Source organism: Pseudomonas sp. MF6755 (assembly GCF_016405635.1).
GTDB classification, from domain to species: domain Bacteria; phylum Pseudomonadota; class Gammaproteobacteria; order Pseudomonadales; family Pseudomonadaceae; genus Aquipseudomonas; species Aquipseudomonas haemolytica.
The window spans coordinates 1-20,012 of sequence record NZ_JAEKDA010000002.1; the positions used below are offsets into that span (position 1 = coordinate 1).

At 60.8% G+C, this 20,012-nt stretch carries 22 protein-coding genes; all 22 read right to left on the reverse strand.

The window, feature by feature from the left end:
* Window positions 1-588 precede the first annotated feature (588 nt).
* The 22 genes from JFT66_RS02375 to fliN all read right to left on the reverse strand — a co-directional run bounded on the left by JFT66_RS02375 (window position 589) and on the right by fliN (window position 19,998).
* Entirely contained in the window at window positions 589-981 is a 393-nt protein-coding gene (locus JFT66_RS02375) for a DUF2802 domain-containing protein (RefSeq protein ID WP_034117056.1), read from the reverse strand.
* A complete protein-coding gene (locus JFT66_RS02380) occupies window positions 982-1,464 on the reverse strand; it encodes a chemotaxis protein CheW (protein ID WP_010564003.1) in 483 nt (160 codons plus the stop codon).
* Window positions 1,465-1,544: 80 nt separating this feature from the next.
* Window positions 1,545-2,333 carry a CheW domain-containing protein gene (locus JFT66_RS02385; RefSeq protein WP_198858689.1) on the reverse strand — a complete coding sequence of 263 codons (789 nt, stop codon included), beginning with the start codon at window positions 2,331-2,333 and terminating at the stop codon, window positions 1,545-1,547.
* Window positions 2,333-3,121 carry a ParA family protein gene (locus JFT66_RS02390; RefSeq protein ID WP_034117060.1) on the reverse strand — a complete coding sequence of 263 codons (789 nt, stop codon included), beginning with the start codon at window positions 3,119-3,121 and terminating at the stop codon, window positions 2,333-2,335. The genes JFT66_RS02385 and JFT66_RS02390 overlap by 1 nt, the downstream gene beginning before the upstream one ends.
* Window positions 3,122-3,172: 51 nt before the next feature.
* On the reverse strand, window positions 3,173-4,060 hold the full coding sequence (gene motD / locus JFT66_RS02395; RefSeq protein WP_034117062.1) for a flagellar motor protein MotD: 888 nt from the start codon (window positions 4,058-4,060) through the stop codon (window positions 3,173-3,175).
* A gap of 16 nt (window positions 4,061-4,076) precedes the next feature.
* Window positions 4,077-4,817, reverse strand: coding sequence for a flagellar motor protein (locus JFT66_RS02400; RefSeq protein WP_005790033.1), 741 nt, complete (start codon window positions 4,815-4,817; stop codon window positions 4,077-4,079).
* Window positions 4,817-5,947: a protein-glutamate methylesterase/protein-glutamine glutaminase gene (locus JFT66_RS02405; RefSeq protein WP_153838096.1), complete on the reverse strand. Its 1,131-nt coding sequence runs from the start codon at window positions 5,945-5,947 to the stop codon at window positions 4,817-4,819. The genes JFT66_RS02400 and JFT66_RS02405 overlap by 1 nt, the downstream gene beginning before the upstream one ends.
* Before the next feature lie 48 nt (window positions 5,948-5,995).
* A complete protein-coding gene (locus JFT66_RS02410; protein ID WP_198858690.1) occupies window positions 5,996-8,176 on the reverse strand; it encodes a chemotaxis protein CheA in 2,181 nt (726 codons plus the stop codon).
* 11 nt (window positions 8,177-8,187) lie between these two features.
* Window positions 8,188-8,976 (reverse strand): protein phosphatase CheZ, encoded by a 789-nt coding sequence (locus JFT66_RS02415; protein WP_034117066.1) that lies wholly within the window; start codon window positions 8,974-8,976, stop codon window positions 8,188-8,190.
* 18 nt (window positions 8,977-8,994) lie between these two features.
* Complete coding sequence (locus JFT66_RS02420; protein WP_005790040.1) at window positions 8,995-9,369, reverse strand: chemotaxis response regulator CheY; 375 nt, start codon at window positions 9,367-9,369, stop codon at window positions 8,995-8,997.
* Window positions 9,370-9,536: 167 nt separating this feature from the next.
* Complete coding sequence (gene fliA, locus JFT66_RS02425) at window positions 9,537-10,277, reverse strand: RNA polymerase sigma factor FliA (protein WP_034117067.1); 741 nt, start codon at window positions 10,275-10,277, stop codon at window positions 9,537-9,539.
* Entirely contained in the window at window positions 10,274-11,107 is an 834-nt protein-coding gene (fleN, locus tag JFT66_RS02430) for a flagellar synthesis regulator FleN (protein WP_003192912.1), read from the reverse strand. The genes fliA and fleN overlap by 4 nt, the downstream gene beginning before the upstream one ends.
* A gap of 105 nt (window positions 11,108-11,212) precedes the next feature.
* Complete coding sequence (flhF, locus tag JFT66_RS02435; protein WP_034117068.1) at window positions 11,213-12,529, reverse strand: flagellar biosynthesis protein FlhF; 1,317 nt, start codon at window positions 12,527-12,529, stop codon at window positions 11,213-11,215.
* 11 nt (window positions 12,530-12,540) lie between these two features.
* A complete protein-coding gene (gene flhA / locus JFT66_RS02440; RefSeq protein ID WP_034117069.1) occupies window positions 12,541-14,655 on the reverse strand; it encodes a flagellar biosynthesis protein FlhA in 2,115 nt (704 codons plus the stop codon).
* Between the two features lie 138 nt (window positions 14,656-14,793).
* Window positions 14,794-14,994, reverse strand: a complete 201-nt coding sequence (locus JFT66_RS02445; RefSeq protein WP_034117070.1) for a cold-shock protein — start codon at window positions 14,992-14,994, stop codon at window positions 14,794-14,796.
* A gap of 299 nt (window positions 14,995-15,293) precedes the next feature.
* Window positions 15,294-15,497 carry a cold-shock protein gene (locus tag JFT66_RS02450; protein ID WP_034117071.1) on the reverse strand — a complete coding sequence of 68 codons (204 nt, stop codon included), beginning with the start codon at window positions 15,495-15,497 and terminating at the stop codon, window positions 15,294-15,296.
* 644 nt (window positions 15,498-16,141) lie between these two features.
* The gene (flhB, locus tag JFT66_RS02455; protein ID WP_198858691.1) at window positions 16,142-17,278 is read right to left on the reverse strand and encodes a flagellar biosynthesis protein FlhB; all 1,137 of its coding nucleotides are present in this window, start codon (window positions 17,276-17,278) and stop codon (window positions 16,142-16,144) included.
* A 3-nt stretch (window positions 17,279-17,281) separates the two neighbouring features.
* Window positions 17,282-18,067: a flagellar biosynthetic protein FliR gene (gene fliR / locus JFT66_RS02460; RefSeq protein WP_034117074.1), complete on the reverse strand. Its 786-nt coding sequence runs from the start codon at window positions 18,065-18,067 to the stop codon at window positions 17,282-17,284.
* Window positions 18,068-18,071: 4 nt separating this feature from the next.
* The gene (gene fliQ / locus JFT66_RS02465) at window positions 18,072-18,341 is read right to left on the reverse strand and encodes a flagellar biosynthesis protein FliQ (protein WP_003175300.1); all 270 of its coding nucleotides are present in this window, start codon (window positions 18,339-18,341) and stop codon (window positions 18,072-18,074) included.
* 4 nt (window positions 18,342-18,345) lie between these two features.
* Window positions 18,346-19,089, reverse strand: coding sequence for a flagellar type III secretion system pore protein FliP (gene fliP / locus JFT66_RS02470; protein WP_034117075.1), 744 nt, complete (start codon window positions 19,087-19,089; stop codon window positions 18,346-18,348).
* The gene (gene fliO, locus JFT66_RS02475) at window positions 19,089-19,529 is read right to left on the reverse strand and encodes a flagellar biosynthetic protein FliO (RefSeq protein ID WP_034117076.1); all 441 of its coding nucleotides are present in this window, start codon (window positions 19,527-19,529) and stop codon (window positions 19,089-19,091) included. Before fliO ends, fliP begins: the two co-directional genes overlap by 1 nt.
* Before the next feature lies 1 nt (window position 19,530).
* Window positions 19,531-19,998: a flagellar motor switch protein FliN gene (gene fliN, locus JFT66_RS02480; RefSeq protein ID WP_010208756.1), complete on the reverse strand. Its 468-nt coding sequence runs from the start codon at window positions 19,996-19,998 to the stop codon at window positions 19,531-19,533.
* Between the last annotated feature and the right edge of the window lie 14 nt (window positions 19,999-20,012).

Sequence of the window (20,012 nt, forward strand, 5' to 3'; positions counted from 1 at the left end):
CCGACATTGATTTGGGGGGCCGCCGCCACGCGCCATCCATGGCGCGGGGCGGCTAAACCGGCATCCCTGCCGGTTTACCCCCCAAATCAATATCGAATTCCGGCCAGCGTGGTTTAACGGGGCGCCTGAGATCAAAATCAAAAGCACAGCGAGGCGGCCTTATAGCCGACCTGATCGATGCTGCGTGCGCGTACCCCCTGTGGGAGCGGGCTTGCTCGCGAAAGCGGTGGGTCAGTCAACATCAATGTTTGCTGGGCCGACGCCTTCGCGAGCAAGCCCGCTCCCACATTTGATCTTCGCTGCCTTGAGCATTTCGTTCGCTTAACTGACCGGCTCCCACAGAAAAGCAGAAGCACCGCCAGCGTATCTACAATGCGAAGCGAGTCGCTCTTGATCTTGATCTCAGGCGCCCCGTTAAACCACGCTGGCCGAACGCAGGCTTGAATCCGTGGGTAACCCGGCAGGACGCCGGGTTACCCACGGATTCAAGCCTTCGTTCGGGCACACCGAGCCTAGGCGAGGCACCGAGTGGTGGGGCGAGGACCTTATCGACTCTCAAGCCCCCGCCCACATTACCCCCAGCCCAAATCAGCTTTTGTGCAACTTACTCATCAACTGCGCCTCAGCCTGGGTCAACCCACACGACTGCGTCAGCTCATCCACGGTCGCGCCCATCCCCACCAACTTGGCCGCCTGGGCAAACGACAGGTTCGAAGGATCACGCTGTTCCAACTGCACCAACTTATCCGGCAACGGCGCAAGAATCGCGCGCAGTTCATGCACTTCGTCCCCAACCCGTACCGCACTTTGCTGGAAGTGGTCGACCCGCTTGACCAGTTCGAGGATGCGCCGGTCACGCACTGCATCGCGTTCGGCCTGTTGCAAAGCCAACTCCCGCTGCTGGCGCACATAGCGCAGCACAAACGCCAAGGTCCCGGCCCACAACAGGGCCAGGACAATCACCGCCGCATCAAGGAACAATCAGATGCTCTCCAGTTCCGACCATTCTTCTTCGCTCATCATCTTGTCCAGCTCAACCAGAATCAGCAGTTCGCCGTTCTTGTTGCACACGCCCTGGATGAACTTGGCCGACTCTTCGTTACCCACGTTCGGCGCGGTTTCCACTTCCGATTGGCGCAGGTAAACCACTTCGGCCACGCTATCGACCATGATCCCGACCACTTGCTTGTCGGCCTCGATGATGACGATACGGGTGTTGTCGTTGACTTCGGTCGGCACCAGGCCGAAGCGCTGGCGGGTGTCTATGACCGTCACCACGTTGCCGCGCAGGTTGATGATGCCCAGCACGTAGCTAGGCGCACCCGGTACCGGGGCGATCTCGGTGTAGCGCAGCACTTCCTGCACGCGCATCACGTTGATGCCATAGGACTCATTGTCCAGTTTGAAGGTTACCCATTGCAGGATCGGATCATCCAAACCCTGTGCGGACGCTGACTTGTTCATTGCTCTGACCCCTTCAAGTGCCGTTGCTCACGGCGTATGTACTTCGCTGACCGCACTCGCGCACGGCCCTTATTGTTCAATCAACTGCGTTGGTTCTGTGGCATTTCCTTGACCGCGCCGCTGGCGATCAACTCGGCCAGCTCAGCGACATCCAGCAATGCACACATGTGTTCGATCACAGTGCCCGCCAACCAGGGGCGCTGGCCCCGGTGGCTGCGCCATTTGATTTCATTCGGGTCCAGGCGCAACGAGCGGCTGACTTGATGCACGGCCAACCCCCACTCGTAGCCCTGCACCGAGATCACATACTGCAGGCCCTGGCGGAAGTCGTCGCGGTAACGGTCGGGCATCACCCAGCGCGCCGTATCGAGCACCTTGAGGTTGCCGGCCTGGCTGGGCAGGATGCCGAGGAACCACTCCGGTTGACCGAACAGCGGTGTCAGTTCCTGGCCTTCCAGCGAATAGATCGAGCCCAGGCACACCAGCGGCACCGCCAGGGTCAACCCGGCGACGTCGAACAGCAGGCATTCGAACGGCTCGGCAGCCCACGACGGGCGACCATCGCCGGTGATCGGCGGTGGTGTAATGCTCGGCGCAAGGTGCACTTCAACGACCGGCTCGACCACCGCCGGCGTCAGCTCCACAGGGGCGATAGGCACCACGATTGGAGACGCAACAACCTGCGCATCACGCGCCTGTTCTTCCATCACGGCCTGCTGAAACTCATCCAGCGTGCTTTCTTCTATAGCAGGTTCAAGTACCAGAATCGGTTCCGGCAGCTCCTCGGCAGTCGCATCCTGGAGCAAGGCATCCAGGTAGGATTGCAGCGCCAGTTGCGGCCGGGTCTTGAGCTCAACAGGACGATTCATCACGCCACCTGCGCCACAAGCTGCTGCGACAGCAGGTGCTTGAGCAACGCACGGTACGCCAGCACGCCCCGGCTCTTGCCGTCGAACTGTGACGGCGTGAGCCCCGCACGGCTGGCGTCACGCAGGCGCGTGTCCACCGGGATGTAGCCGTTCCAGATAGTCTCCGGGTAGGCATCGCGCAGTACGCGCAGAGTGCTGAGGGACGCCTGGGTACGGCGGTCGAACAAGGTCGGCACGATGCTGAACGGCAGCGCCTGCTTGCGCGAGCGGTTGATCATCGCCAGGGTGCTGACCATGCGCTCCAGGCCCTTGACCGCCAGGTGCTCGGTCTGCACCGGGATCACCAACTGCTGGCTGGCGGCCAAGGCGTTGACCATCAGCACACCCAGCAACGGCGGGCTGTCGATGATCGCGTAGTCGAATTCCTGCCACAGCTGCGCCAGGGTCTTGGCGATTACCAGGCCCAGGCCGCTCTGCCCCGGCGACTGGCGCTCAAGGGTAGCCAGGGCGGTACTCGAAGGCAGCAAGGAAATACTGTCGTTGCTGGTGGGCAACAGCAGTTGCCCGGGCAAATCCGCTGGCACGCTGCCCTTGTGCAGGAACAGGTCATAGCAACTGTGTTCCAGCGCATCCGGGTCATAGCCGAAATAGCTGGTCATGGAACCGTGGGGGTCCAGGTCGACCACGACCACACGCTTGCCCGCCTCGGCCAGCAAGCCGGCTAAGGCGATGGAAGTGGTGGTCTTGCCGACTCCACCCTTTTGATTGGCAACTGCCCAGACTCTCATTCGGTTGGTTCCTCCCGGTGGGCACAGGCGCGACCGAGACATTGCATAAAGTTATTGAGCCGGTGACGGAGAATTGACGTTACTCGATCTGGCCGGCGGCTTGACAACGGGCGGTGCAGTTTGTGTGCCAGCGCGCTTCAACGCCGCATCGGGAGTGGCATTGGCGGTGCCGGTACCGGTCAGGCTGCGGCGCACATCCAGGTTGCGCGACACCACCAGCACCACCCGGCGGTTGCGTGCACGACCTTCCACCGTGGCGTTATTGGCCACCGGCTGGAATTCACCATAGCCTACCGACGCCAGGCGCTGGGGGTTCACGCCCTGCATCGCCAACATGCGCACGATGCTCGAGGCACGAGCGGACGACAGCTCCCAATTGGTCGGGTACTGCGCGGTGCTGATGGGGAAATTGTCGGTAAAGCCCTCAACGTGGATCGGGTTTTCGAACGGTTTGAGGATCAAAGCCACCTTGTCGATGATGGTGAACGCCTGGTCGCTCGGTAACGCATCGGCGCTGGCGAACAACAGGCTCGAGTTCAGCTCGATCTCCACCCACAGCTCATTGCCGCGCACGGTCATCTGGTTGGAACTGATCAGGTCGCCAAATGCGGCGCTGATGTCGTCGGCGATGCTTTTCAGCGGATCGCTGGTGCCACCAACACCGGCGGCGATTTCATCACTGTCGTTGACCAGCGGCTTGGCCGGGGTCACGGTCTTGGGTCGTTCCTCACCGATGGGAATCGGCTTGAGGGCACGCTCGGTATCGTTGAACACGCCCACCAGCGCCTGGGAGATGATCTTGTACTTGCCTTCGTTGATCGACGAGATGGAATACATCACCACGAAAAACGCAAACAACAAGGTGATGAAGTCCGCGTAGGACACCAGCCAGCGTTCGTGGTTGACGTGCTCCTCGGGCTCGCGACGGCGACGGCTCACAGGCAGCTCCTTCCCATCAGTCCATGAAGCCCTGAAGCTTCAATTCGATGGAGCGCGGGTTCTCGCCCTCGGCAATCGACAGGATGCCTTCGAGCAACATCTCGCGATAACGCGACTGGCGCATGGCGATCGACTTGAGCTTGCTGGCCACCGGCAGCAACACCAGGTTGGCACTGGCCACGCCGTAGATAGTCGCGACGAACGCCACGGCAATGCCGCTGCCCAGCTGCGAAGGGTCGGCCAGGTTGCCCATCACATGGATCAGGCCCATCACCGCGCCGATGATGCCGATGGTCGGCGCGTAGCCGCCCATGCTTTCAAAGACTTTGGCGGCGTTGATGTCGCGGCTTTCCTGGGTGTAGAAATCCACTTCGAGGATGCTGCGGATCGCTTCCGGCTCGGCGCCGTCCACCAGCAATTGCAGGCCCTTGCGTGCGTAGCTGTCGGGCTCGGCATCGGCCACGCCTTCCAGGCCCAGCAGGCCCTCCTTGCGCGCGGTGAGGCTCCAGTTGACCACGCGGTCGATGCCGCCTGGCAGGTCGACCCGTGGCGGGAAAATGATCCACACCAGAATCTGCATGGCACGCTTGAACGAGCTCAGCGGCGACTGCAACAGCGCAGCGCCCACGGTGCCACCGATCACAATCAGCGCCGCCGGACCGTTGGCCAAGGCGCCGAGGTGGCCGCCTTCAAGGTAGTTGCCGCCAATGATCGCGACAAACGCCATGGTGATGCCGATCAGGCTCAAGACATCCATCAGAGGCAAGCCTCCACCAGATGCTTGCCGATGTCGTCCAGGCTGTAGACCGCGTCGGCCAGGTCAGCCTTGACGATGGCCATGGGCATGCCATAGATCACACAGCTGGCCTCGTCCTGGGCCCAGATGGCGCTGCCACCCTGCTTGAGCAGGCGTGCGCCTTCACGACCATCGGCGCCCATGCCGGTGAGCACCACCGCCAGAACTTTGTCGCCGTAGGACTTGGCCGCCGAACCGAAGGTGATATCCACGCACGGCTTGTAGTTCAGGCGTTCATCGCCCGGCAGGATTTTGATCGCGCCACGGCCGTCCACCATCATCTGCTTGCCACCCGGGGCCAGCAGTGCCAGGCCAGGGCGCAGGATGTCACCATCCTCGGCTTCCTTGACGGTGATGCGGCACAGCTTGTCCAGGCGCTCGGCGAACGCCTTGGTGAATGCCGCCGGCATGTGTTGGATCAACACAATCGGCGCCGGGAAGTTGGCCGGCAGTTGGGTCAACACCCGCTGCAAGGCCACCGGGCCGCCAGTGGAGGTGCCGATGGCGACCAGCTTGTAAGCCTTGCGCTTGGGCGCTGGCGAATGAGCACTCGGGGCGGCGGCGCGTACCGGCGCCACTGCAGGCCGAGCCACGGGCGCAGCAGGCGCCGGGCGCGCAAACGATGAGGTCGGCGCAGGCGCTGCGGGCGTCGATACGGGTGTCGGCGCAGGTGCGCTGAACAAGCTGCGGCGGTTACTGCGGGAAATGCTGTGCACCTTCTCGCACAGCATCTGCTTGACCTTCTCGGGGTTGCGCGAGATGTCTTCGAAATTCTTCGGCAGGAAATCCACCGCGCCGGCATCCAGTGCGTCGAGGGTCACCCGAGCGCCTTCATGAGTCAGCGAGGAAAACATCAATACCGGTGTAGGGCAGCGTTGCATGATATGACGCACGGCGGTGATGCCATCCATCATCGGCATCTCGTAGTCCATGGTGATTACGTCCGGTTTCAAGGCAATAGCTTGATCGATCGCCTCTTTGCCGTTCGTGGCCGTGCCGACCACCTGGATCGTTGGATCGGCGGAAAGAATTTCCGAGACGCGGCGGCGGAAGAAACCCGAATCGTCCACCACCAGGACCTTGACTGCCATAAACACTCCGTTAGGCGGGGCAGGCACTACCGCCCTGCCCCACCAGAATCAAATACGCCGTGCGGCGTAACGCTTGAGCATGCTTGGAACATCGAGAATCAGCGCGATGCGACCGTCACCGGTAATGGTCGCGCCCGACATGCCCGGGGTGCCCTGCAGCATCTTGCCCAAAGGCTTGATCACCACTTCTTCCTGGCCCACCAGTTGGTCGACCACAAAGCCGATGCGCTGGGTGCCCACGGACAGAATCACCACATGGCCTTCGCGCTGCTCTTCATGCTTGGCCGAAGCCACCAGCCAGCGCTTGAGGTAAAACAGCGGCAACGCTTTGTCGCGCACGATCACCACTTCCTGGCCGTCCACCACGTTGGTGCGCGACAGGTCGAGGTGGAAGATTTCGTTGACGTTGACCAGCGGGAAAGCGAACGCCTGGTTGCCCAGCATCACCATCAGGGTCGGCATGATCGCCAGGGTCAACGGCACCTTGATGACGATCTTGGAGCCCTGGCCCTTGGTCGAGTAGATATTGATCGAGCCGTTGAGCTGGCTGATCTTAGTCTTCACCACGTCCATGCCCACGCCACGGCCGGATACGTCGGAGATCTCGGTCTTGGTCGAGAAGCCCGGAGCGAAGATCAGGTTGTAGCACTCGGTGTCGGTCAGGCGGTCGGCGGCGTCCTTGTCCATCACGCCACGCTTGACTGCGATGCCTCGCAGGATATTCGGGTCCATGCCTTTGCCGTCATCGGTGATCGACAGCAGGATATGGTCGCCTTCCTGCTCCGCCGCCAGGATCACCTTGCCGTTGCGGGACTTGCCTGCGGCCTCGCGTTCTTCCGGGGTTTCCACGCCGTGGTCGACGGCGTTGCGCACCAAGTGGACCAGCGGGTCGGCCAGGGCCTCGACCAGGTTCTTGTCGAGGTCGGTTTCTTCGCCCACCAGTTCCAGGTTGATTTCTTTCTTGAGCTGGCGTGCCAGGTCGCGAACCAGACGCGGGAAGCGGCCGAAGACTTTCTTGATCGGCTGCATCCGCGTTTTCATCACGGCGGTCTGCAAGTCAGCGGTGACCACGTCGAGGTTCGACACGGCCTTTTGCATGGCTTCGTCGCCGCTGTTCAGGCCCAGGCGCACCAGGCGGTTACGCACCAGCACCAGTTCGCCGACCATGTTCATGATGTCGTCCAGGCGTGCGGTATCAACGCGCACGGTGGTTTCGGCTTCGCTGGCCGGCTTTTCTGCAGCCGCGGGTGCCGCTGCACGCGCAGGGGCCGGGGCCACAGCAGGGGCTGGCTTGGCGGCCGGCGCAGCAGCTTTGGCGGCAACCGGCGCGGCGGTGGCGACCGCAGCCGCCGGGGCCACTTCGGTGAACTTGCCTTTGCCGTGCAACTCGTCCAACAAGGCTTCGAACTCGTGATCGGAGATCAACCCGTCGCCAGCAGGTGCTGCACTGGCCGCTGGAGCAGCGGTGGCAGTGGCAGCGACCTCCGGCAGGGCTTCGGCCACAAACGTGCCCTTGCCATGCAGTTGGTCGAGCAGCGCCTCGAATTCGTCGTCGGTAATGTCAGTGCTGGCGTTGGCAGCCGGAGTTTCTGGCGTTGCCGCAGGTGCCACGGCGTCAGCCGCGAACTGGCCTTTGCCATGCAACTGGTCCAGCAGGGATTCGAATTCTGCGTCGGTAATGTCTTCGCTGGTCGGCGCGGCAGCAGGCGCAGCCGGTGCTTCAGCTTCGGCCTTGACCGCATTGAGCGAATCGAGCAACTGCTCGAACTCGCTGTCGGTCACGTCCTGCTCGGCTTCCACCACCGGTTCAGGCGCGGCTTGCACCACCGGCGCAGCAGCAGCCGGTTCGGCCAGGCGCGCCAGGGCGGCCAGCAGTTCCGGGGTGGCAGCAGTGATCGGTGCACGCTCGCGCACTTCGCTGAACATGCCGTTGACCGCATCCAGTGCTTCGAGAATCACGTCCATCAGTTCCGAGTCGACGTGCCGCTCACCCTTGCGCAGGATGTCGAACACGTTCTCGGCGATGTGACAGCACTCCACCAGCTCATGGAGCTGGAGGAAGCCGGCGCCCCCTTTTACAGTGTGAAAACCGCGAAAAATTGCATTGAGCAGGTTCGCATCATCCGGTCGGCTTTCCAGCTCGACCAGTTGCTCGGACAGTTGCTCTAGAATTTCGCCGGCCTCTACAAGGAAATCCTGGAGGATTTCTTCATCGGCGCCGAAGCTCATGGGTGTGCTCCTTAGAAGCCTAAACTGGATAACAGGTCATCTACGTCATCCTGACCTGACATAACGTCTTCACGTTTATCGGCATGAATCTGCGGACCTTCACCCTTGGCGAGATGTTTTTGTGGATCTTTTTCCGAGAGGATCGCTTCGCGGTCATGTTCGATGCCGGCAAAACGGTCGACCTGGCCGGCCATCAGCACCAGTTTGAGCAAGTTGCTTTCCACTTCGGTGACCAACTGGGTCACGCGCTTGATCACCTGACCGGTGAGGTCCTGGTAATCCTGGGCCAGCAGAATGTCGTTGAGGTTGCTGGCAACCGTGCGGTTTTCCTGTTCGCTGCGCGACAGGAAACCTTCGACCCGGCGCGCCAACTCACGAAACTCTTCAGCGCCTACTTCGCGGCGCATGAAGCGGCCCCAGTCAACGCTCAGGGCCTGGGCTTCGGTGGCCATGCCGTTGACCAGGGGCGTGGCGTTTTCCACCAGGTCCATGGTTCGGTTGGCCGCCGCCTCGGTCAGCCTGACCACATAGGACAGGCGTTCAGTGGCGTCGGTGATTTGCGATATTTCTTCGGCCTGGGGCATGCGCGGGTCAATCTGGAAATTGACGATCGCACTGTGCAGCTCGCGTGTGAGCTTGCCCACTTCCTGGTACAGGCCGCGGTCACGGGTCTGGTTAAGCTCATGGATCAACTGCACCGCATCGCCGAACTGGCCTTTTTCCAGGCTGTCGACCAACTGGTGAGCATGTTTTTTCAAGGTCGACTCAAAGTCGCCCTGTGACGTTTCGTTATGCTCCATAGCTCCCCCGTGGCTGCATCAATGACCGATGCGTTCGAAGATTTTTTCGATCTTCTCTTTCAAGGCCAGCGCCGTGAATGGCTTGACCACGTAACCGTTGACCCCGGCTTGGGCGGCTTCGATGATCTGTTCACGCTTGGCTTCGGCGGTCACCATCAGCACAGGCAGGCTGCGCAGTTTTTCATCGGCGCGCACGTGGCGCAGCAGATCGATACCGGTCATACCCGGCATGTTCCAGTCGGTTACCAGAAAGTCGATGCTCCCGCTGTTGAGGATCGGAATCGCCGTAATGCCGTCATCCGCCTCGACCGTGTTAGTGAACCCAAGGTCACGCAACAGGTTCTTAATGATCCGCCGCATCGTTGAGAAGTCATCAACGATGAGGATTTTCATGTTCTTGTCCAATTCGACCTCCAAGCAGTCTTAAACGCGCCCAGCACCTGGACGCGCCATTTCAATCAACAGGCGTTACACAAAAAGGACTGCCCAGGGCACCACGGTGCGCACCCGCGAAGCCTTGCGGCGTCGCGGTAGCGTCTGCAGTGTCCCCACACTGCCTGTCAGCGCGCGCGCCACTCTCCCAATCGCCCCCGCAAGCGAGCTGCGCACTGGCTATGCAACTGGCTGACACGCGATTCGCTGACCCCCAGGACCTCACCGATTTCCTTAAGGTTCAGCTCTTCGTCGTAGTACAGCGCCAGCACCAGGCGCTCACGCTCCGGCAAATTGGCAATCGCGTCCGCCAACGCGCTCTGGAAACGTTCGTCTTCCAGGTCGCGGGACGGCTCCAGATGTGCACTTGCGCCGTCCTCGTGCAGCCCTTCGTGTTCGCCGTCCTGCAACAGGTCGTCGAAACTGAACAGGCGGCTGCCCAAGGTATCGTTCAAAATCCCGTAGTAATCGTCGAGACTCAATTGGAGTTCGGCCGCAACTTCATGATCTTTAGCGTCACGACCGGTTTTTGCTTCAATTGCACGAATTGCATCACTGACCATGCGCGTATTGCGGTGTACCGAACGCGGCGCCCAATCCCCTTTACGCACTTCATCGAGCATCGCGCCACGGATGCGGATACCCGCATACGTCTCGAAACTCGCACCCTTGCTCGCGTCGTATTTGGTCGACACTTCGAGCAGGCCGATCATGCCGGCCTGGATCAAGTCTTCGACCTGCACACTCGCCGGCAGGCGCGCCAACAGGTGATAGGCAATGCGCTTGACCAAGGGCGCGTAGCGCTCGATCAATTCACCTTGGCTGTCACGTGCCGATCTCTTGTAAAGGTTGTAGCCGCTGGCTGTCATAGCACCGGTCCTGCGCTCGTCTGATGCACCAAACGCTCGACGAAAAACTCCAGATGCCCCCGAGGGTTGGCGGGCAACGGCCAGGTATCGACCTTCTGGGCAATGGCCTTGAACGCCAGTGCGCACTTCGAACGAGGGAACGCTTCGTAGACCGCACGCTGCTTTTGCACGGCCTTGCGTACACACTCGTCATAGGGAACTGCGCCGACGTATTGTAAAGCCACATCGAGGAAGCGATCCGTGACCTTGGTCAACTTGGCGAACAGGTTTCGCCCTTCTTGCGGGCTTTGGGCCATGTTGGCCAGCACGCGGAAGCGGTTCATGCCGTAATCACGGTTAAGCAGTTTGATCAGCGCGTAGGCGTCAGTGATCGAGGTGGGTTCATCGCACACCACCAGCAGCACTTCCTGGGCGGCGCGCACGAAGCTGACCACTGACTCGCCGATCCCGGCAGCGGTGTCGATCACCAGCACGTCGAGGTTGTCGCCGATATCACTGAACGCCTGGATCAGCCCGGCATGTTGCGCAGGGCTCAGGTGCACCATGCTCTGGGTGCCCGAGGCCGCCGGCACGATACGGATGCCACCGGGGCCCTGGAGCAGCACATCGCGCAGCTCACAGCGGCCCTCGATCACATCGGCAAGGGTATGTTTGGGTGTCAGCCCCAGCAGAACGTCCACGTTCGCCAAGCCCAGGTCAGCATCCAGCAGCATGACGCGACGGCCAAGCTCTGCCAGGGCCAGGGACAAATTCACTGACACGTTAGTTTTTCCGACGCCACCTTTGCCGCCGGTCACCGCGATCACCTGTACGGGATGCATGCTGCCCATTTTATTTCTTTACCTTGTCTTGCTTAGACGCAGGCTACATGGCTTGGCCGCGTGAATCGCTTGCAGACCATCGATGTAGGTACATTTCACGGTGTTCATCCTGCCTCAACCGACCCGTTTAGCCGGGTGGTGGTAAAGGTCGGCGAACATATCGGCCATCGCTTCCTCGCTAGGCTCTTCTTGCATTTGCACACTCACGGCACGGCTGACCAACTGATGACGGCGCGGTAGATGCAGATCATCTGGGATCCGCGGCCCGTCGGTCAGGTAGGCGACCGGTAATTCATGGCTGATGGCCAAACTCAACACTTCACCCAGGCTCGCGGTTTCATCGAGCTTGGTGAGGATGCAGCCGGCCAGGCCGCAACGCTTGTAACTGTGATAAGCAGCGGTAAGCACCTGTTTCTGACTGGTGGTTGCAAGCACCAGGTAATTCTTCGACTTGATGCCACGCCCGGCCAGGCTTTCGAGCTGCATGCGCAGGGCCGGGTCACTGGCTTGCAGGCCAGCGGTATCGATCAGCACCACGCGCTTGCGCAGCAGCGGGTCCAGGGCGTTGGCCAGGGACTGGCCCGGGTCGACGTGAGTCACCGGCACATTGAGAATACGGCCCAGGGTCTTGAGCTGCTCCTGGGCGCCGATGCGGTAGCTGTCCATGCTCACCAGGGCGATATTCTGCGCGCCGTACTTGAGCACATAACGGGCGGCCAGCTTGGCCAGGGTGGTGGTCTTGCCCATGCCGGCGGGGCCGACCATGGCGATCACGCCGCCCTCTTCAAGCGGTTCGATTTCCGGGGTGGCGATCATGCGGGCCAAGTGCGCCAGCAACATGCGCCAGGCCTGGCGCGGTTCTTCGACTTCCGCGGTCAAGGCCAGCAAGTCGCGGGACAGCGGGCCAGACAGGCCGATGCGTTGCAAGCGGCGCCACAGGTTGGCTTGTTGCGGCTTGCTGCCTTGCAATTGCGTCCATGCCAGGGAGCCCAGTTGCACTTCGAGCAACTCACGCAGGCCGTTGAGTTCAAAGCGCATCGAGTCGAACACACGCTGGTCGACGGCAGCGGCCGGGGCAGGCGCGGCTGGGCGCGGGGGTTCGATGAAGGTTGGCTCTACCAGCGGCTCGGCGGCGGTCAATGGCAAGCCGGCGAACAATTGGCGATTGGTGCTGGCATCGCTGTCGCCACGCATGCTCAGTTCAGCCTGGGCCGACACAATACGCGAGGCGGTCTTGCGCAGCTCGTCTTCGAGTTCCATGTTCGGCACACGCGGGGCCAAGGCCTGGGGCGTGTAATCCAGCGCAGCCGTCAGCTCGACACCGCCGGCAATCCGACGGTTACCGATAATCGCGGCGTCGGCGCCCAGCTCATCACGGACCAGTTTCATGGCCTGACGCATATCGGCGGCGAAAAAACGCTTAACTTGCATAACCCACTACCTCAGCCATTGGGCCCAACTGTCGCGACGATAGTCACTTGCTTATTGTCAGGAATTTCCTGGTAAGCCAACACGTGCAAATTCGGTACGGCCAGGCGTCCAAACCGCGACAACATCGCACGAACCGGACCGGCCACCAGCAGAATCACCGGGTTGCCCTGCATTTCCTGGCGCTGTGCGGCGTCGATCAACGAACGCTGCAGCTTCTCAGCCATGCTTGGCTCCAGCAGGACACCCTCTTCCTGGCCCTGACCGGCCTTCTGAATACTATTGAGCAATATTTGTTCCAACCTTGGTTCCAAGGTGATCACAGGCAGCTCGGACTCAATACCTACAATGCTTTGCACGATTGCACGGGACAATCCGACGCGCACCGCTGCCACCAGCGCGGCAGTATCTTGACTCTTGGCGGCATTGTTGGCGATGGCCTCGGCAATGCTGCGAATATCGCGTACCGGCACCTGTTCGGCCAGCAGCGCTTGCAACACCTTGAGCAACTGCGACAGCGTCAGCACGCCCGGCACCAACTCTTCGGCCAGTTTCGGCGACGACTTGGCCAGCAACCCCATCAATTGCTGGACTTCCTCGTGGCCGATCAGCTCATGAGAGTGCTTGTAGAGAATCTGGTTGAGGTGCGTGGCGACCACGGTGCTGGCGTCGACCACGGTATACCCGAGGGACTGTGCCTGGCTGCGCTGGCTCACTTCGATCCACACCGCTTCCAGGCCAAAAGCCGGATCTTTGGCGGTAATGCCGTTGAGCGTGCCGAACACCTGGCCAGGGTTGATCGCCAGTTCGCGGTCCGGGTAGATCTCGGCTTCGGCCAGGATCACGCCCATCAGGGTCAGGCGATAGGCGCTGGGGGCCAGGTCGAGGTTGTCGCGGATATGCACGGTGGGCATCAGGAAGCCCAGGTCCTGGGACAGCTTCTTGCGCACGCCCTTGATCCGTGCCAGCAGTTGCCCACCCTGGTTGCGGTCCACCAGCGGGATCAGGCGGTAGCCGACTTCCAGGCCGATCATGTCGATCGGAGTCACGTCATCCCAGCCCAACTCCTTGGTTTCCTGGGCGCGGGCCGGGGATGGCAGCAGGTCCTGCTGGCGCGCAACCTCTTGCAAGGCTTGAACCTTGACGGCGTTCTGCTTTTTCCAGAACAGGTAGGCGCCGCCGCCGGCCAGGGCTGCCATGGTCAAGAACGAAACGTGGGGCATGCCCGGGACGATGCCCATGATCGCCATGATGCCCGCCGCCACGGCCAAGGCCTTGGGCGAGGCAAACATCTGGCGGCTGATCTGCTTGCCCATGTCTTCGGAGCCCGAAGCACGGGTGACCATGATGGCCGCCGCTGTGGATAACAACAGTGATGGCAATTGCGCCACTAAACCGTCACCGATGGTCAGCAAGGCGTACACCCGGCCCGCATCGCCGAAGGTCATGCCGTGCTGGAAGATGCCGACCGCCATGCCGCCAATCAGGTTGATGAACAGAATCAACAGGCCGGCGATGGCGTCACCGCGCACGAACTTACTGGCACCGTCCATCGAGCCATAGAACTCGGCTTCCTGGGCCACTTCCAGGCGGCGGGACTTGGCTTGGTTCTGGTCGATCAGGCCGGCGTTGAGGTCGGCGTCGATGGCCATCTGCTTGCCGGGCATCGCATCGAGGGTAAAGCGCGCGCTCACCTCGGAAATCCGCCCGGCGCCCTTGGTCACCACCACGAAGTTGATGATCATCAGGATCGCGAACACCACGATACCGACCACATAGTTACCGCCGATCACCACCTCACCGAAGGCCTGGATCACTTTACCGGCAGCGGCGTGGCCGTCCTGGCCGTGGAGCATCACCACCCGCGTCGACGCCACGTTCAGCGCCAGGCGCAGCAGGGTCGCAATCAACAGGATGGTGGGGAACACCGCGAAATCCAGCGGCCGCAGGGCGTACACGCACACCAGCAGTACCACGACGGACAGGGCAATGTTGAAGGTGAAGAACACGTCGAGCAGAAACGGTGGCATCGGCAACATCATCATTGCCAGCATCACCAGCAACAACAACGGCACACCCAGATTGCCCCGCGACAGGTCAGTCAGGGTGCCACGGGCCGTGTTGAGCATTTGAGAGCGATCTACCACCGGTATTCCTCGTGTCCTTGAAGCAAAGTTTTGACGCTGGGAAGCGTCGTGGAGGCGGGGTTGCAAGAAGCCTTCCAACTTTTACTTGAAGTGAATACCGGTGGGTATTTCTATTGAGGGTTAAGACCTAACGAGCCTGATGTGGCTAACGTGGCCATCGCTGCGTACCTCGTAAATCACCCTGTCCCCCTCTTGTAGATCAGTCAGCTTCGCGGTGCTAAGTGCCTCCTCATACGCAGTCACCCTACCCTCGCCTTCATCCGGCTGGATTTCCGCAAATTGATTCTCTTTGTTGAACACACGAACGGTACCTTTTTCCATGAAGACTCTCCTTGACACTCCTACGTGACCGCCCCCCTGGCGTGGCCACAAGTCCCTGTCCAAGCCTACGCGCGCAAGTAGTGGGCGAACTACTGTCAACATTGACAGGTGGGCCGTGCCTTCTGACAAATGGCAGTCCGGCGCGTCCCCGTGACGGCCTGGCAATTGACTGATCTGATAGAAGTACAAACCAGGTCAAATGTGGGAGGGGGCTTGCTCCCGATGGCTCTGTGTCAGGCAGTAGATTCATTGACTGAGCCAGTGCTATCGGGGGCAAGCCCCCTCCCACATTTGAGCCTTTAAATAGGCCGTATATTATCGGCCTGAGGGCCTTTTGGTCCTTGGGCTAGGTCATATTCTACTTTTTGGTTTTCTTCCAGGCTTTTGAACCCATGCGACTGAATTGCCGAGTAATGGGCAAAAACATCCGTACTCCCATCATCCGGGGTAATAAAACCAAACCCCTTCTCCGCGTTAAACCACTTCACAGTACCGGTTGCCATTTCCGCTCTCCCTTACACCTTTGGACCCGCCTCTGTGTCGTTACACGCACTAATGGGAAGTGCGTAAACGCCCTGGGGTTTATGGATCATCTGAAACATTATCTGCTCACCAATCGACAGTGCAGCCCAATGCCAATCGCTCCAATCGATGAAGACGTTTTCTTCCCCGTCGTCCAACGCAATCAACCACTCGCCGCGGGTCAACTCATAGGATTTGACAGTACCTGTAGCCACCTTCAATACCGCTCTCCCCGCAGCTCGTTTACTACATGCGCGAAGGGTAATAAACAACGGAAAGCGCACTGTGGCTACTGTCAAAGTTGACAGGTAGACGCAAGTGGTCGATAGGTGCTAAGGCCAGCGAATCATGCGTCCGGTGTTTTTTTTCGCTTGCGGGTTTTTCGAAGCCTGGGAACGGCTGGCGGGGCTTCACCGCACTTAGCGCCTTTGGGTTCAACAGCAACCTCATTGCCATCAAGATCCCGGGCAATAAAGCCAATGCCCTTGACCGCATCGAACCACCTGACCGAACCCCTATCCATCACCGCCTCCCGAGCCGCGCATGGCTGCGCGCCTCATCGCTGTATCAAACAGTGAAGGCGGCGTAATGGCTACTGTCAAAGTTGACAGGTCAGAGAGCGGTTTTAAGTGTCGCGACGCAAATCAGGTGGAATCGGCAGGTCTTTGAGCGGGTCAGGCCGTTTGCCCTTGCCGGCGCGGTATTGGCGGATCTGATAGACGTACGCCAACACCTGCGCCACCGCCAGGTACAGGCCGGCAGGGATTTCCTGGTCAAGGTCCGTGGAATAGAAGATCGACCGCGCCAGCGCCGGCGATTCCAGCAGCAGGATGTCGTTGGCGACGGCGATTTCACGGATTTTCAGGGCGGTAAAGTCGCTGCCCTTGGCCAGCAGCATCGGTGCGCCACCTTTCTCGGGGTCGTACTTGAGGGCAACGGCGTAGTGGGTCGGGTTGGTGATGACCACGTCGGCATCGGGCACGGCAGCCATCATCTTGCGTTGGGACATTTCCCGCTGCAGCTGGCGAATGCGCTGCTTGACCTCGGGGCGGCCTTCCTGATCCTTGTGTTCGTCGCGTACTTCCTGCTTGGTCATCAGCAGTTTCTTGTGGCTTTCCCACAGCTGGATCGGTGCGTCCACCGCTGCGATGAGGATCAACCCGAGGGCCATCCACAGTGCACTCCACCCCACCACTTGCACGCTGTGGATGATCGCTGACTCCAGCGGTTCATGGGCGATACGTTGCAAATCATCGATGTCGGACGACAGCACAACCAGGGCCACGAACAGAATCAGGATGAATTTCGCCAGGGCCTTGAGCAATTCCACCAGCGCCTTGGCGGAAAACATGCGCTTGAGCCCGGCCCCTGGGTTCATGCGGCTGAACTTTGGCGCCATGCTGCCCGCCGCGAACAACCAGCCGCCGAGGGCGACCGGGCCGATCAGCGCGGCCAGCAACAAGGTGATCAACACCGGCTGTACCGCCAGAATCGCGATCTTGCCCGAGTGCAGCAGGTACTGGCCCATGGCGCCGGGGCTGAGCAGCACTTCACGGGGCAGGCTGAAATTGAGCTTCATCAGCTCCATCAGGTCCAGCGCCAGGCCACCGCCGTAGATCAGCAGGGCACCGGCACCGGCCATCATGGTGGCGAAGGTATTCAGCTCTTTGGAGCGCGCAATCTCGCCCTTTTCCCTGGAGTCCTTTTTGCGTTTCTCCGTGGGGTCTTCTGTTTTGTCCTGACCACTCTCGCTTTCGGCCATGGCTCAGCGCGCCCGTGCCAGGTCACGTAAGAACTGCAAGGCGTCGGTGGCCAGCGGTTGATACTGATTGAGAATGTCGGCCATGCCGATCCAGAAAATCCCCATGCCCAACACCAGGGTCAAGGGGAAACCAATCGAGAAAATGTTCAGTTGCGGCGCCGCCCGAGTCATCACGCCAAACGCAATGTTGACCACCAGCAGCGCGGTGATCGCCGGCAACACCAGCAGCAACGCCGCGCCCAGCACCCAGCTGAGACGCCCCACCAGCTCCCAGAAATGATTGACCACCAGGCCCGAACCCACCGGCAAGGTGGTGAAGCTTTCGGTAAGCACCTCGAACGCTACCAGGTGGCCGTTCATGGCCAGGAACAGCAAGGTCACCAGCATGGTCAGGAATTGACCGATCACCGCCACCGACACGCCGTTGGTAGGGTCGACCATCGAGGCAAAGCCCATGCCCATCTGGATCGAGACGATTTGCCCGGCAATCACAAACGCCTGGAAGAACAGCGTGAGGGAGAAGCCCAACACCGCACCGATGAGTATCTGTTCGGCAATCAGCAACAGCGCACTCAAGTCCAGCGCATTCACCGGCGGCATCGGTGGCAAACCGGGCACGATCACCACGGTAATGGCGACGGCGAAATACAGGCGGATGCGCCGTGGCACCAAGGTGGTACCGAACACCGGCATGGTCATCAGCACCGCCGTGACGCGAAACAGCGGCAAGATGAAAGCGGCCACCCAGGTGCTGATCTGGGTGTCGGTCAAGGCCAGCACGGACTGCATGGGCTCAGCCGATCAACTGCGGAATACTGCCGTACAGCTGCAGGATGTATTCCATGAAGGTTTGCACCAGCCACGGGCCGGCGACAATCAGGGTGACCAGCATCACCAGCAGGCGTGGCAGGAAGCTCAGAGTTTGTTCGTTGATCTGGGTCGCGGCCTGGAACATCGCCACCAACAGGCCCACCAACAGGCTCGGCACCACCAGCACGGCAACCATCATGGTGGTCAGCCACAGCGCTTCACGGAACAGGTCGACGGCGACTTCTGGGGTCATAGCGCTATACCCCTCCGAAACTGCCGGCCAGGGTGCCGATAATCAGCGCCCAGCCGTCCACCAGCACAAACAGCATGATCTTGAACGGCAACGAAATAATCAGCGGCGACAGCATCATCATGCCCATGGCCATCAGCACGCTCGCCACCACCAGGTCGATGATCAGGAACGGGATAAAGATCATGAAACCGATCTGGAACGCGGTCTTCAATTCAGAGGTGACGAACGCCGGCACCAGGATAGTCAGCGGCGCCTGGTCGGGGGTGGCGATGTCGGTACGCTTGGACAGGCGCATGAACAGTTCAAGGTCGCTGGAGCGGGTTTGCGACAGCATGAAGTCCTTGATCGGGCCCTGGGCCTTGTCGATGGCGTCCTGGGCGTTGAGTTTTTCTGCCAGATACGGTTGCAGGGCTTGCTGGTTCACCTTGTCGAACACTGGCGCCATGATGAACAGCGTCAGGAACAGGGCCATGCCGGTGAGGATCTGGTTCGACGGCGTCTGCTGCAGGCCCAGGGCCTGGCGCAGGATCGAGAAGACGATGATGATCCGCGTGAAACTGGTCATCAGCATGACAAACGCCGGGATAAAGCTCAGCGCCGTCATGATCAGCAGGATCTGCAGGCTGACCGAGTACTCCTGGGCACCGGCCGCGTTGGTGCCCAAGGTGATCGCCGGGATCGACAACGGGTCTGCAGCCATCGCCAACGGCGCGGCCAGCAACAGCATGAGCGTCAATAAAACGCGCATTACTTCTTATCCTTCTGATCCTTGCCCAGCAACTCCATCAGGCGCTGGGCGAATTCTGGCGTAGCGGCCTCAGTCTTGGCCGCGTCCACCGGTGTCTTGAGTACGTGCAGCGGGGTGATGCGGCCGGGGGTAATGCCGAGCAGGATCTGCTCCTCGCCGACTTGCACCAGTACCAGACGATCGCGCGGGCCGAGGGCACGCGAGCCGACCAGTTCGATAACCTGCGCATTGCCTGGGCCGATGCTCTGCACGCGGCGCATCAGCCAGGCGAGCACGAAGATCAAGCCGACCACCAGCAACAATCCCAGCACAAGCTGGGTCAATTGCCCGCCAACACCGCTGCTGACTACGGGCGCCGCAGCCGCCGCTTGCGCCACCGGCTCAGCCGCCAGGGCGCTCAATGGCAGCGCCAGCAACAGTCCCGCCATCGAGTACTTCATCTCAGCGCAACTTCTTGATGCGTTCGCTCGGGCTGATCACGTCCGTCAGGCGGATGCCGAACTTCTCGTTGACTACCACCACCTCGCCATGGGCGATCAGGGTGCCGTTGACCAGCACGTCCAATGGCTCACCGGCCAGGCGGTCCAGCTCGATCACCGAACCCTGGTTGAGTTGCAGCAGGTTGCGGATGTTGATTTCGGTGCTGCCCACTTCCATGGAGATCGACACCGGGATATCGAGGATCACATCCAGGTTCGGGCCATCGAGGGTCACCGGCTCGTTGTTCTTCGGCACGCTGCCGAATTCTTCCATCGGCAGGCGGTTGCCGGCCGGTGCGGTGGCAGCATCGGCGGCCAGCAGCGCGTCGATATCGTCCTGCCCAACATCGCCGGTCTCTTCCAGGGCCGCAGCCCACTCGTCAGCCAGGGCCTGGTCTTCGGCGGAAGTGTTTTCGTGTTCGGTAGCCATTACATGTCCTCGGC